The sequence below is a fragment of the Bradyrhizobium sp. 40 genome, assembly GCF_023100925.1.
In the GTDB taxonomy this organism is placed as follows: Bacteria; Pseudomonadota; Alphaproteobacteria; order Rhizobiales; family Xanthobacteraceae; genus Bradyrhizobium.
Map to the genome: position 1 here is coordinate 3,868,535 of NZ_CP064688.1, position 13,143 is coordinate 3,881,677.

11 protein-coding genes and 1 tRNA gene are annotated in these 13,143 nt (G+C 65.5%); 3 read left to right on the top strand and 9 right to left on the bottom strand.

Annotation, left to right across the window (positions count from 1 at the left end; genetic code table 11):
* Window positions 1–37: 37 nt before the first annotated feature.
* Both pbpC and IVB40_RS18790 read right to left on the bottom strand, forming a co-directional pair.
* Window positions 38–2,164 (bottom strand): penicillin-binding protein 1C, encoded by a 2,127-nt coding sequence (gene pbpC, locus IVB40_RS18785; RefSeq protein ID WP_247815939.1) that lies wholly within the window; start codon window positions 2,162–2,164, stop codon window positions 38–40.
* A gap of 11 nt (window positions 2,165–2,175) precedes the next feature.
* Window positions 2,176–7,380, bottom strand: a complete 5,205-nt coding sequence (locus tag IVB40_RS18790) for an alpha-2-macroglobulin (RefSeq protein WP_247815940.1) — start codon at window positions 7,378–7,380, stop codon at window positions 2,176–2,178.
* 402 nt (window positions 7,381–7,782) lie between these two features.
* On the opposite strand from IVB40_RS18790, the gene IVB40_RS18795 reads away from it, so the two are divergent.
* Window positions 7,783–7,859: transfer RNA gene (locus IVB40_RS18795), tRNA-Arg, on the top strand.
* A gap of 464 nt (window positions 7,860–8,323) precedes the next feature.
* Here the strand turns inward: IVB40_RS18795 and IVB40_RS18800 are convergent.
* Together IVB40_RS18800 and IVB40_RS18805 are read right to left on the bottom strand one after the other, a co-directional pair.
* Window positions 8,324–8,689 (bottom strand): hypothetical protein, encoded by a 366-nt coding sequence (locus IVB40_RS18800; RefSeq protein ID WP_247815941.1) that lies wholly within the window; start codon window positions 8,687–8,689, stop codon window positions 8,324–8,326.
* 22 nt (window positions 8,690–8,711) lie between these two features.
* Window positions 8,712–9,989: a hypothetical protein gene (locus IVB40_RS18805; RefSeq protein WP_247815942.1), complete on the bottom strand. Its 1,278-nt coding sequence runs from the start codon at window positions 9,987–9,989 to the stop codon at window positions 8,712–8,714.
* A 139-nt stretch (window positions 9,990–10,128) separates the two neighbouring features.
* Between IVB40_RS18805 and IVB40_RS18810 the strand changes: the two genes are divergently transcribed.
* A complete protein-coding gene (locus IVB40_RS18810) occupies window positions 10,129–10,356 on the top strand; it encodes a DUF2171 domain-containing protein (protein ID WP_063994351.1) in 228 nt (75 codons plus the stop codon).
* A gap of 126 nt (window positions 10,357–10,482) precedes the next feature.
* Here the strand turns inward: IVB40_RS18810 and IVB40_RS18815 are convergent, their stop codons facing one another.
* Both IVB40_RS18815 and IVB40_RS18820 read right to left on the bottom strand, forming a co-directional pair.
* Window positions 10,483–10,701: a hypothetical protein gene (locus IVB40_RS18815; RefSeq protein ID WP_027569948.1), complete on the bottom strand. Its 219-nt coding sequence runs from the start codon at window positions 10,699–10,701 to the stop codon at window positions 10,483–10,485.
* A 233-nt stretch (window positions 10,702–10,934) separates the two neighbouring features.
* Window positions 10,935–11,084: a hypothetical protein gene (locus IVB40_RS18820; RefSeq protein WP_197031201.1), complete on the bottom strand. Its 150-nt coding sequence runs from the start codon at window positions 11,082–11,084 to the stop codon at window positions 10,935–10,937.
* A 246-nt stretch (window positions 11,085–11,330) separates the two neighbouring features.
* On the opposite strand from IVB40_RS18820, the gene IVB40_RS18825 reads away from it, so the two are divergent.
* Entirely contained in the window at window positions 11,331–11,492 is a 162-nt protein-coding gene (locus IVB40_RS18825) for a hypothetical protein (protein ID WP_199198412.1), read from the top strand.
* Window positions 11,493–11,598: 106 nt separating this feature from the next.
* Here the strand turns inward: IVB40_RS18825 and IVB40_RS18830 are convergent, their stop codons facing one another.
* The 3 genes from IVB40_RS18830 to IVB40_RS18840 all read right to left on the bottom strand — a co-directional run bounded on the left by IVB40_RS18830 (window position 11,599) and on the right by IVB40_RS18840 (window position 13,124).
* On the bottom strand, window positions 11,599–12,378 hold the full coding sequence (locus tag IVB40_RS18830) for a hypothetical protein (RefSeq protein WP_247815943.1): 780 nt from the start codon (window positions 12,376–12,378) through the stop codon (window positions 11,599–11,601).
* A 184-nt stretch (window positions 12,379–12,562) separates the two neighbouring features.
* Window positions 12,563–12,811, bottom strand: a complete 249-nt coding sequence (locus IVB40_RS18835; protein WP_247397897.1) for a hypothetical protein — start codon at window positions 12,809–12,811, stop codon at window positions 12,563–12,565.
* A gap of 76 nt (window positions 12,812–12,887) precedes the next feature.
* Window positions 12,888–13,124, bottom strand: coding sequence for a hypothetical protein (locus tag IVB40_RS18840; RefSeq protein ID WP_247286132.1), 237 nt, complete (start codon window positions 13,122–13,124; stop codon window positions 12,888–12,890).
* Window positions 13,125–13,143: the final 19 nt, after the last annotated feature.

A 13,143-nucleotide genomic window follows, 5' to 3' on the forward strand; every position in this document is an offset into this window, starting at 1 on the left:
GCTGAAACCGCCATCGCCACAACCGCTTGAGGCAGGGTCATTGAATTCGAATGACAACTGTGTCCGCGGCGCCCGTGGCGTCGATGACGGTCAGCCGCGCAAAGCCGGGACCGGGCGGATCGATCAGCCGCTGGCGCCGTCCGTCTATCTCGCCCTGCGCCGTTCCGTTAACCATGACGGTCATGGGCAGGACGCCGCCGGCGACTTTGACTGGCATGGCTGCGCCCGCCTCGCCACCTGAGCGATCGACGTCGATCCGCGAGCCGTTCAGCGGAAACTGGATGTGCAGGGCCTGTTCGCCCCCGGTCCGCACCAGATCCCCGACCGGGCGGAACCGCCTCAAGGGCAACGGCAGCTTGGCGTTGCTGGCAACCAGGGTCCCCTTCGGTGGCTTCGGCAACGGCAGGAGCGTCTTGCCGATCCGGGCGAAGGCGTCGAACAGGATCGGCGCGGCGGCAACCCGACCGATCAGGCCTGGAACCGGCGCACCATCGGGCCGGCCGACCCAGACGCCGATGGTCATGCGCCCGTCAAAGCCCATCGACCAGGCGTCGCGGTAGCCGTAGGAGGTGCCGGTCTTGAAGGCGATGCGGTTGTGAGCTGCGTTCTCCGGCGGCGGGGTGCCGAGCAGCACATTGCCGACCTGCCAGGCCGCGACCTGATCGAGCAGCCGCAGCGGCTCGCGGTCGTCCCTGTCAGTTATGATCTCGCGCAGCGGCCTGGTGGTGCCGAGCCGGGCGAAGCCCGCATAGAGCTGGGCGAGGTCCTGCAGCGTCACGCCGACGCCGCCAAGGCCCATGGCAAGTCCCGGCGCCTCGTCTTTGGGCAGAACCAGATTGCCACCGGCCTGGCGCAGCCGCGAGGCCAGCCGGCTCGCGCCGACGCGGTCGAGCAGGACGATCGCGGGCACGTTCAGCGACAGCTGCAGCGCCTTCTTTACCGGCACCGTGCCTTGGAACGTCATGTCGAAATTCTCCGGCGCGTAGGAGCCGAAGCGCACGGGTCGATCGTCGATCAGACTGTCGGGATGAACGAAGCCGTCCTCGAAAGCGAGCCCGTAGATGAAAGGCTTCAGCGTCGAGCCCGGCGAGCGGACCGCGCGGGTCATGTCGACCTGCCCTGCCCGGCGCTCGTCGAAATAATCCGCCGAGCCGACGCGCGCGAGCACGTCGCCGCTCTCATTGTCGAGGACGATGATGCCGACCGAGATGTTCGGCCCCAACGCAATGGCACGATCGCGCGCCAGCGGCTCCAGCACCTTCTGCAGGTTGGCATCCAGCGTCAGCTTGATGACGGGGGCGTCCTTGACCGTCGCGAGCGCCGCATCGGAGGCATGCGGCGCCAGGATCGGCATCGGCTTGCGCAGTTTCGGCACGGGAACGGCTTTGGCCTGCTTGGCATCGTCGCGGCTGATCTGTTGCTCCTCGACCATGCGGTCGAGCACGCGGTCGCGCGCTTTGCGCGCCGCATCGGGATAGCGATCGAGCCTGCGGGTCTCCGGGGATTGCGGCAGCGCGACCAGCAACGCGGCTTCAGCCAGCGACAACCGCTTCGGCTCCTTGCCGAGATAGGCGATCGAGGCGGCGCGAATGCCTTCGAGGTTGCCGCCGTAAGGCGCGAGCGCGAGATACAGATCGAGAATCTGCTCCTTGCTCAAGCTGCGCTCGATCTCGATCGCACGCACCATCTGCCGCAGCTTTGCATAAAGCGAGCGCTGCCGCCGCGGCTCCATCAGCCGCGCCAGCTGCATCGAGATGGTCGAGCCGCCCGAGACGATGTGGCCGCGGGTCCCAAGCTGAAACGCAGCGCGCCCCAGCGCCAGCGGGTCGATGCCGTCATGTGCGTAAAAGCGCTGGTCTTCATAAGCGAGCAGCAGCTTGAGGTAGGTCGGATCGACATTCGCCTTTGTCTCGACCGGCAACCGCCAGCGCCCGTCCGCCATCGCATAGGCGCGCAGCAGCTTGCCGTTGCGATCGACGATGGTGGTGGAGACCTGGCGGGCTTCGTCGAAAGGCAGCGGGCCGAGGGAGTAAACCCACGCGACGAAGCCGACGATGGTGAGGATGAGCGTGAGCGCGAGGCCGGAGAGGAGGCGATGGCCCCTGCCCCTTGCTCCATCATGGCCGGGCTCATCCCGGCCATCCAGATTTTCTCTCCCGCTCATCTTGCCATCACTCACTTCGCCGCCCGCACCTCGACCGTGCCGGTCCCGGTGCGGCCGTAGCGCGAGGGATTGTACATGTCCTCGACATAGGCTTGCGGCAGCACGTATTTGCCGGGCGAGACCACACGCACGACATAGGCCACCGTGAACACCGCCTTGGAATCCGAGGCCCGGTCGACGGCAGCCGTGAAGCGGTCGTCGCGGAACTCGGTATCCTCGGGCTCTTCGCCATCCTCGATCCAGCCCAGCGTGCCGCTGTCACCCGACGACACCAGTTTTGGATTGTCGATCTCCAGGCCGGCCGGCAGATAGTCGGACACCATGATGTGGCCGTACTCGGGCTTGGCCTCGGTGATCTTGAGCACCACGGCGAAGCGGTCGTTCTGCTTGACCTTGCTGATATCGGCGGGCTTGCCGTCGAGCGTGAAGAAACTGCGCTCGATCTTGAAGCCGTTCGATGCCGCGGGCTCCGGCGTCACCGGCGAGCCCGACACCGAGACCACCGCCTGCACCGGCGCATCACCGGTGTTGGTGATCTTCAGCGGCTTGCCTTCCAGGGTCGCAGCCTTGTAGCTGCGGTACAGCGCGGTCTTGACCGGCTGGCCGTCCACCTCCATCGACAGGTTCTCCTTGGCGAGCGCGCGCGCCGCCAGCACCAGCCACGCATTCTCCTGCGTGGAGGTGTAGGGCGTCAGCCCGCGCGCGGTCTCGACCCGCGACACCGCCTGCGTCAGCGTCGCCTTCGGGGCATTGCCTTCACTGGCAAGCGACACCAGCGCTGCGGCATCGCGGAGCTGCGAGCCATAGTCGGTGCGGCCGAACTCCAGCACCGGCTTTGGGGCGAGACTGTCGAGGGCTGCGCCATAGACCCGCTCCGCACGGTTGCGGTCGCCGACCAGCGCGAGCGCCGCGGCGAGCTGCGATTTCGCGATGGGAGTTGCGAGGTTGCTCAGCTTGGTGTCGGCGAGATAGCGGAGGTCGCCGATTGGCGCCGCGCCGTTTCGCGCAAGCACATAGAGGCCGTAGGCGAGATCGCGGCCGCCGTCCTTCTCCGGCTCGTTGCCGTTGACGACGGAGTTGCGGATACGATCCAGCGCAGTCTTGAACAGCACATCCGGCACCACAAAACCCTTTTCGCGGGCGCGGGTCAGGAAGTCCGTCACATACGCATCGAGCCAGGCATCGTCACCACCGGCCGACCACAGCCCAAACGAGCCGTTCGAGCCCTGGCGAGCCAGCAGCCGCTCGATGGCGTCGCGGATGCGCTGGTCGACCTCGGTGTCCATGGCCAGATGCGCGCCGACAGCGAGCTCGTTGACATAGAGCAACGGCATCGCCCGGCTGGTGATCTGCTCCGAGCAGCCATAGGGATAGCGGTCGAGCGCTTTGAGGATCGTCGCTGCATCGAGCGCAGTCGACAGGCTGGCTGAGACCGAGACGCTGCCGGTTCCCGGCACGAGATCGGCGAACATATCCGAGGTCAACGTCAGGCTCTCGCCCTTCGCGAGCGTCCGGATCGAGCGCCGCGCCAGGACTTGCGTCGCCGCCTTGACGTCGAGCGCATAATGGCGCGCCAGCGCCAGGCCATTCGGCCCCTTGATGTCGACGTCGAGCGTCGCCTGCCCCGCCGCCGTCGCGTCGATAGCGAGCGAGAAGGAGTTGCGCTGCTTGGCGGCGAGCTTGACCGTGGTTGCGGGATTGCCGGTCATCTTCACCGGCCCGCCCGTCTTCACGTTGATGACGTAATCGCCGGCCTGCCCTTCGACATTGTCGATCTCGAGATTGACCGTGCCGTGGTCGCCGTTGAGCAGGAAGCGCGGCAGGGTCGTGGTCAGCACCACGGGATCGCGGATCACGACGTCGATGTTGGCGCGACCGAGCTTGGTCGCGGTCCACGCCACCGCCATCACGCGCGCGGTGCCGGCGAACTCCGGAATATCGAAGCTCACTTCTGCCGTGCCGTCGGCGGCAACGGTGACGATGCCCGAATAGAGCGCGAGCGGCTTTTGCGCGGGCGGCGAGCCCTGGAGCTCGGCGGCACCAGCGTCGCCGCCGGACTTGATCTGCCCGCGCGTGCCCGACATGCCGTCGATGAGTTGCCCATAGAGATCGCGGATCTCCGCGCTCAGGCGGCGCTGACCGAGATAATAGTCGTCCGGCGCGGGCGGCTTGTAATTGGTGAGATTGAGGATGCCGACGTCGACCGCGGCGATGACGATCTTGGCGTCCTCGCCCGGATTGAGCCCGTCGAGCTTGACCGGGATCTTCAACATCGCATTCGGCCGGATCAGAGCCGGCGGCGTCAGCTTCACCTGGAGCGTGCGGGTCTGCTTGTCGATGCCGAACCATTTGAGGCCGATGGCACGGCCCGGCATGCGTTGCGCGGCCGCATCGAGCGGACGGCGCAGCGTCGCCACCACATAGGCGCCGGTGCCCCAGTCCTTGCCGACCGGGAGCTTCACCTGGGCGGTGCCTTCCTTGACATCGATGGTCTGCGTCGTCAGCAGGCGATCGCCGAGCACGTTGACGGTCAGCTTACCGGCGCTGCGGACGTTGACCGACACGGTCATCGTGTCGCCCGAGGCGTATTGCGGCTTGTCGATCGAGGTCTCCAGGAGGTCCGGCGTGTCGGCGCTGCCGTCGGAATACCAGCCGACGTCGAACTGCACCGAGGTCACCGGGCCGTCGGCGTCGTTCGACTTCACATCCAACCGGTAGCGGCCGGGCCGTGGGGTCAGCGAAATCCGCGACGGCTTGTCCGCGGCAACGGTCACGTCGCCGTCGGAGACGCGCGAGGTCGATTTGACCGGCTCGTACTCCCAGTAATTGCTCTGGCGATACCACTGGTAGCGCGACTCCATCTTCAGGAGCTCGTAGCGCAGACCGTCGCGGCGAAGCCTCTCACCCTCGGGCGAGACGAACACGACATCGAACTCGGCCTTGTCGCCCTCGGCGACGTTCTTGTCGCCGAACAGCGGCTTGATGCCGATCATGGCAGCAGCAGGCGCGACCGGCAGCACGATCTTGCGTTCGACGGCGCGGCCGCCGGTCTCGACCATGCGGACGAAGATCTGCGCCTCCTGTGGTCGCGTCGAGGCCGGCTGCTTGTCGAGCGTGACCGGGAAGGTGGCAACGCCGTTGGCGTCAGCTTCCGGCAGGTTCTCCAGCGGCGTGCGCTCGTTCGAGGTGGTCTCCTCGTCGGCAACACCGAACTGGTAGCCGGCAAAGCCCGGCCGCTCCGACGCGGGCGCGACCAGCATGTCGCCTTCGAGCGCCAGCCCGGAGGCCGGCGCGCCATAGAGGAAATGACCGTCCGCCTTAAGCTCCACTGGAGCGTTAGCTTTGATCAGCTTGTCCTTGGCAGACAAGTCGAATTCGATCCGATCAGGGACGTAGTCCTCGACCATGAAGGTAGTTTCGCCGACCGAAGAGCCCTTCGGATCGGTGAAGGCGCGCACCCGCCAGGTCCCGGTCGGGACGGCCGAGTTGAGCGGCACGGACAGGGTGCGCCCGCCGGCGCCCTGGTCGGCCAGCACGGCGCGGCGGTATTCGACGCCGTCGGGGCGCTCGATCACCAGGGTCATCGGCCCGCCGGTGACGGCGTTGCCCTGCCCGTCCCGCAACAGCGCGGTCAGATAGACGGTCTCGCTGGAGCGGTAGACGCCGCGCTCGGCATAGACGAAGGCGTCGGCGCCCGCAGGCACGGCCCTGCCCGAAACGCCACGGTCCGACAGGTCGAAGGCGGAGGACTTGAGGCTGAGGAAGGCATAGTCGGCCTTCTCACCGGTCACGGTGAGCATCGCCGGCGACAGACCGCCCTCGCCGCGCGCAAGCCCCGCCTCGAACAGCAAATGGCCGCTCTCATCGGTCTTGCGGGTGGCCAGGATCTCGTTGTTGCGCGCGACCAGCCGCACCTCGGCCTTGCCGACCGGATCGGTCGAGGCCAGCGAATTCACGAAGACATGGATGCCGTCATTGCCGGAATAGGCCGTGACGCCGAGATCGGACACGATGAACCATTGGGTGGCGAGCTGGTAGTCGTCGTCCGAGCCCGGCCCCTTGGCCGCGGCCGTCATCACATAAACGCCGGGCTGCAGTTCGCCGAGTGCCTGATCGACCGGGAATGCGGTGGTGACGTCCTGGTTCAGCGTCATCGCGGTCGCGAGCTCGCCGGTCCAGACTTTCACGCCGCGCTCGCCGCCGAGATCGCTGAGCTGGTATTTCGACAGAGTCTTCTGGAAATCGCTGTCGACCACCGTGTTGATCAAATTGCGGTCGCCGATCCGGAACACGTTGATGTTGACGGCTGGCGTGTTGACGCTGACCACGGGAATGCCGCGCTGGCCGGTCCTCGGCAGCACATAGGCGCGGCTGGTGAAGCGCACGAACGGCTTGCGGTCGCGCACATAGACGTTGAACTCGGCCGATTTCGGCAGGCCCTCCTTCACGGTGGACGGCAGGCCGGCGCGCAGATTGATGTTGTAGCGCTCGCCATGCTTCAGCCCGTCGACGCAGAGCTGCTTGCCCTCGGCCGACAGGGCCGGCTTGTCCTGGCCCGCCAGCGCGAGGTACGGCGCGAAATCGGTGCGTTTCGCCAGCTCCTCCGAGAACTGGAAGCAGGCGCGCGGACTGGCGGAGTCCGAGTCCACGGTGTAGTCGAGCAGCCGAAAACCGTGCTCGTCACGCATCTTCTCATATTGGCCGCGGACATCGGCGACCTCGCGCATGTCGAGCGACAGCCGCAGCGCATCCAGCGCCGGCCGCCACAGCTTGCGTTCGGACAGCGACTTGCCGAGCACCGCGAGCGCGTCGGCCTCCTCGCCCGCATTAGCGGCACGCTGGTAGGCGATGTAGGCGGCAGTCGAGGCGCGCTCCAGCAGGAACGTCTGCTCGCTCGAACTCTTCGGCGATATCTGGAAGATGACTTTCGCCAGCCGCAGCCAGTTGCCGGCATCCTCCGGCGTGGTCGCCGCGATCTGGCCGAGCACCGACAGGCCGGTGCGATAGTCGTTGCGCCGGAAGGCAGCATCGGCGTCGGTGCGCAAGCTCGCGCCAGTCTTGGCGACCGGCCCCGCCTCGCCCTTGATCTGCGCCTCCAGCTTGATCGCGGAATCGGCGAGGTCGTCCCGCTTGAAGGCTTTGTCGGCGGCCTGCGCTACGCTAAGGCCGAACGCCAGCGTGGCGCAGAGTGTGACGGCGCGAACAAGACCGATCATGGATGGACTCCCGGAAATCGCGGACGAACGCCGCTTGTCGCATGAAATGCGCGGAAAGGTGACGGACTCAAGGCGATGGAACCAAAGGTGCAGATCGTCGCATTCGCCATGACAAGGCAGGCCCAGAGGAGACCGATCAAGCTACCGCCGCGCACGCCGTCCTGATGGCGCAGCAATACCCGACCAGTCGTCCGGCGGCCGTGTCCCGGAAGCTGGCCAGCGTTCCCGGCGATGTGATCCATCGTCCAGTCCGCTGTCGCTCAACCCGGCACCCTGACACCCCACCGTTCCGCTTTGTCGCGGCTTCGCGGAAAACGGTTCGGTTCAGGCTTGGCGAAAGACGATATTTTTCATAATGGCATGGTAGATGAACAGCCGGCCCCAACCAGAGGGGCTCAAGACGGTCCCGTAGCTCAACTGGATAGAGCATCAGATTTCTACTCTGAGGGTTGCAGGTTCGATTCCTGCCGGGATCGCCATTTTCAGGTTCAAGCGCTCATGGTGAGCCCGGTCTACGACGCGCGCCCGCAGGGTCCGCTGTCCTTCACGAACGCGTGGGTCGCCTCGCTCCGGGCTTTGATCCGGGCAAACGAGCCCTATCTATCCGCCGAGCGACGTGCGCCCGATAAGGACTTCGATGCCACTATCCGACTTGACGAGAATGGCTATCGCATCTGCGGTGGCGGTTGTGGCAATATCGTTTCTGGCAGTTGACGCGGGAGTCGTGAACTCCGGTGTGGTCACAAAGCCCATCGCGACGGCCCGGGCCACTATCGCGGACGCGGCAGCGAGTCAGCATCAACTCGCGTTCGCCGTTCAGGCGTGGGCGCGTCGCGACCACCAGAAGCCGGCCGTGGAAGAATGCCTGGCGATCGATTGAAACAGCGCAGTTTGTAGCCGCTCTCGTCTCGCGGATGTATGCGCAACGTAACAATCATGTTTGTTATAGGCCGTTATTCCCCCGGATGAAGATCGTCCAAATCCAGCCGAACAGTGCGCTCAAGGCGGCGGCCGATGCGGCGATTGCCGCGGTCCGAGTCCACCAGATCTGCCGCTCGTGCCGTTCGATATCCGCCTCGGATTTTTGATTATCTTTCCAGTTCAGCCATTCCTGGGCGAACCCGATCGTCATGACGGGCGCGGTTCCGATCGCGATCGCTCCTGCGGATGCCGCGTCGGTCTGGGCGAGGCGCGCTCGGACGTTGGCTGCACCCGTCTTTTCAAGCACCGCAAGCCATTGCTGGGACTGTTCGTCTGAAACATGCCATGTGCATTCCCTGTAAGGAAACGCTTTCGGTCGCTCTGTCATGGCCTTGCACCGTACTCACCCTTCAGCGTCCCCCTTGATGTCGCGCCCACCACCCGGCAATCGCCGCCGCGAGATCCTTCCACGACTCGGTCGGCAGATCCGGCACCGCCACCCGGACGCTGTACCGATCCGTAGTCGCGTCGTGAAACCACTCGGTCGCCGCGAAATCGAAGCCAAAACTGCCGGCGTGGCGAATGGGGAAGCCTTTGCCGCTCAGGTCGCGGCTCATGTCGTCGGCCGCCTGCCGCGCGGTCGCCTCGTCGAGGGCGCGCCTGCCGCGAAGCGTGACATAGAGGCCGTGGGTGAAATGCAGCTCGGCCGAGAGCGAAGCGAGCTCGGAGGCGAAATATCGCGCCGTGTGGCGACCGTTGCGCAGGATTGCCGCGACGCGCCTTTTCGTCAGGGCCCAATAGGCCGCCGAGCCCACGAAAGGCGGGAAGTGCGCCGGCAACGCCGCGCCACCGAGAAGCCGGACGGCATTGCGGGTTTCCGCCGCCAGGCTTTCGGACAGCAGCTGGCCTGCCTTGAGGTCCTTCCGGCTCCAATGCACGAAGACGGCAGAGCCCAGCCGGCCATATTCCACGCCGAGCGAATCCAGCTTGTTGTGACTTCGCACCAACACGACGGGGATGTCCCATCGCGCGGCCCATCTCAGGACGCGCCGGATGCGCCCTGACCTGCCGGCAAAACATGTCGTGTCGAAGATCAACAGGTCGAGCCCCGAACCGTCGCAGCGCAGAGCCGCCTCGAACGCCCCGGCAGGGGCGCATGAATCCAGCAGCAGAAGCCGTGGCGCGGCCACCGCATCAAACGCTTCGCCCAGCGGCAGCCTGGCGGTCACAAGCTGCAAATGGGGGACGAGGCTCTCGATCAGCTCCACTGTCTCGCCGTAGGTGCCCGGCAGCACTACGACGTCTGCCTTGCCGATAGTTCGTGTGGACGCGAGCAGCAGTGCGGAGATCGCGGCCATGCCGGAGGCGGTATAGATCGCCTCGCTCCTGCAGCCCCGCTCGAGTTCATAAAACGAGGGACCGCACACCTTGAGGTCCGCGCGCTGATAATCGTAGCTGAACACGAACGGACCGCTGGAGGGAGACGCCGCGTGCGACCAAGCCGTCTCCGTCGCCTTCCAGTCCTGCAGCGCATGCTCCGCGCGCAGTGCGGCGGCGAGCTGAAATTTGGAGTCGACAACCTCCTCGACCGATTGCGGCCGAGCCAAATGCAGCGGGCTCCTCAGGCAATCGTTCAGCAGCCCGATTTCCCTGTGCTTTCGTTCGAGATAGGCCTCGGAGGTCTCCATGCGGATCTTGATGATGGTGGTCTTGGCAATTGCGACTGCCTTTCAACGTTCGGCGAACGCATTGGCTCCAACAGCCGGGCCCGCTCATCCTTGCAACAAAGACCGGCCCTCGCCGTTGACACTTCATAGGGAGAACATCATGAGCGAGATCAGAGAGCACATGAAGATCATCGGCAAGGACGGCGCACCTGTCGGCACCGTCGACCGCGTCGAGGGCAACCGCATCAAGCTGACGCGGAAGGACAGCCCGGAAGGTCACAAGGACCATCATCATTACATCGACACGAAATATGTGGGTGCTGTCGAAGGCGATGTCGTCAAGCTCTCGGTGAATGCCGACGCGGTGCCAAAGTCGGAAGCTGCCTGACACACTGCAGCCCTTTGCGGGCTTTTTGTTTGTTCACGATCCTGCTCCGCTTCGTTCCGCGAAACGAATCGCGATCGGAAAATCGTCATCCGAACGAGTCTTAACGTCGCGTTTCGGCGACTTGCGTCAGGCGTCGAGCGTCACGAGCACGGGCCGGAAGCGGTAGGCATCGATCGCGGCGTTGGACAGCAGCAATCGTCGCCTTTCGCCAGCCAGCATCATGCGGTCGATCCTGTGCAGGATGAATCGGGCCGCGTCCCTGCGCTCGCCAGTCAGCAGGCCGGATTGGTCGAGATACTTCCAGGCAATCTCGAAGGATTGTGCGCGCAACTCGGGATCGGTCATAGCGGCTCAACGTCGCCGGGAAACCGACGTTCCACCTGCACGCGCCTCCCGCTCGGTCGTCCTTGATCTCGCGCGAAAAGAATTGAGGGGGCGCGGAACGAACCTGCGATCGACGCGTTCGAAATCCAGTGGTGCCGATTTGCCAGCCCCGATCGGCTCTCGAGAACCCCGTGCTTGTCCCCCCGACCACGGGGTTTTTCTGTGAATACGGGTATTGTCGTAAGAGCGTGAGCTCAGTCCGTCCGCTCTTCGCGCCGGTCGCGGGCGAGTTGATGCCAGGCCAGGGCCAGCTCGATGAGACGTTGCCGGTCGGGACCTTCGGCCGCCACGGCGCGCTTCATCGCCGCCTCGGCTTCATGCTGTGGATCGTACTTGGTACACATGAAGCCAATTCTAGCCGGACGATCTGGACAAGCGCGTGGCAATTTCGTCCGTATGATTGCGGGGTTAATGCCTCCCCACACGGATTTGCGACGCGATCCAACTCACGCATCTGTCGAACGACCGCCAACCATTGTGGGCTTGACGCGCACCGATCTGTGAAGTGCGTCACAGCCGGCGCCCGGCGTCTCCGCTAAACAGTCCTCAGCGCTCCCAGAGAGCGAGAAGGCTTGGGAGATATTCCCGTCATGACACAAGAAGCCGCAGCCGAAATTGCCGTCCCGACGCGGCGCGAACGATCCGACCCGCTCGGCATCGCATATCTTGCGACCATCGGCATCGTGATGCTGGCCTGGATCGCAGGCCTGGTCTGGGCCGCGATCGCGTTCTTCGGCTGGCTGGTTTCCTGAGGCGCGGACCGATCCTCTTTAATTCCCGGCCAGCTGGCGGCCAGCGCCAAACGAAAAGAGGCGGGATCTTGGCCCGCCCCTTCGCTTCAGCTCTCGCCTGGAGTGCTCAGTAACAGGCCCGGGGATCGGCCTGCACATACTGGCCGCTCGGATAGCGGTAGTAGCAGTTGCCCTGGGCCAGATAGTAGCCGGGGCGCGAAGCAGCCGTCGCGCCGGCGATCGCGCCGGTGGCACCGCCGATCACGGCGCCTGCGGCCGCACCCGAGGCGTTGCCCGAGATCAGGCCGCCCAGCACACCGCCGACGATGGCGCCGCCAAGGGCGCTCGCGCCGGGGTCGGCTGGCGGCGGAGGCGGTTCGTAGGCGACGGGCGGGGCGTAGGCTACCGGCACGTCGTCGTAATAATCCTCCGAAATGTAGGCCGGGGGCCCCTCCATCCGCTGCGGATAATAATACCGCGCGCCGCCCACATCCCACCACCAGCCGGAGCGGCCGTTGTGGACCTCGTGGCGCCAGCGTCCGCCATCCCAGGCGAGATGGCCGCGATAGGCATGTCCGCCCCAATCGCGCGCCGGCGCGGGACCCCTGGCGTAATTGCGTCCGGGCGGCGGACCGCCGGCATTGCGCGGCGCAGGACCTGCACCTGGACCTGCATGACCAGGACCGGCAGCGTGGGGCTGGCCGCCGGGCTGTGGCGCGGGCCGGACAGCCTGCTGCGGCGGCGGACCCTTGCGCATGTTCTGAGGCGGCGCGCCGCCGCCTGGCCCGGCCGATGGCTGGGCGGCGTCTCTCGGCGGTCTGGCGTCCTGAGCCTGCGCCGGGACGGCGAGCAATGCCATGGCCGAAACCAAGGGAATGATGATCTTGATGCGACTGGACGCACTCATGCGTGCTTGCCCCCTACTCTCTCGATTGCCGTCAATGGCCGTGATGCCTCGCGCGACAGACGATTCGGCTCGCGCTGAGCTGATGCCGGCTGACATGACTGACCTGCTTTGGTCGCCCAAGTCCCGTTACAAATGATTAAGATCACGACATTTTTCCGTCCGCCCGGGCCGCTCTGGAGTGCCTCTAGCGGGCCGGCTCGATCACATTGCAGTTGCTTCGCCCGGACATCAGGCAGTCCTGCATCTTGCTCGCGGAGGTGAGATCGCGGGCGAGCCACCAGCCGACGCCGAGGATCACGATCGCGATGATCAAGCCGGCGATGGCGCCGCGGCGGTTGTCACCGGCCTGAGGTTTTGGAGGGGATTTGAGCTTAGCGCCCGGTTCGGGCTTAGCTTCGGAATTAGGCTCGGAATTGGCTTCGGACTTGGACATGGCTGACCGATCACGGGGCGAGCGGGCTTTATCACCTCTGCGGCGTGGCGTCACATCCTGCCCAAGCTTCTCCCGGTTAGCCTCGGGTCGGGCGGATCGCTTCCTTGCGCGAGGTTTCGACCGCCGGGATCGCCTGCTGGACCCGCGGTGCGCAGGTCGTAAGTACAAACGCGGTCTGGGTGCATTCCCAATCTGCACCCAGGACGGCACTTTCGATCGGCTGCGGGCCAGCGAGGAGCAGCGCCGCACCGGCCAGGGCTGCCACCGCGACGGCGATTGCGAGCGCCTTCAGGCTCAGTCTTGAGATCGTCATACCCGTGCTCCGCGTCTCA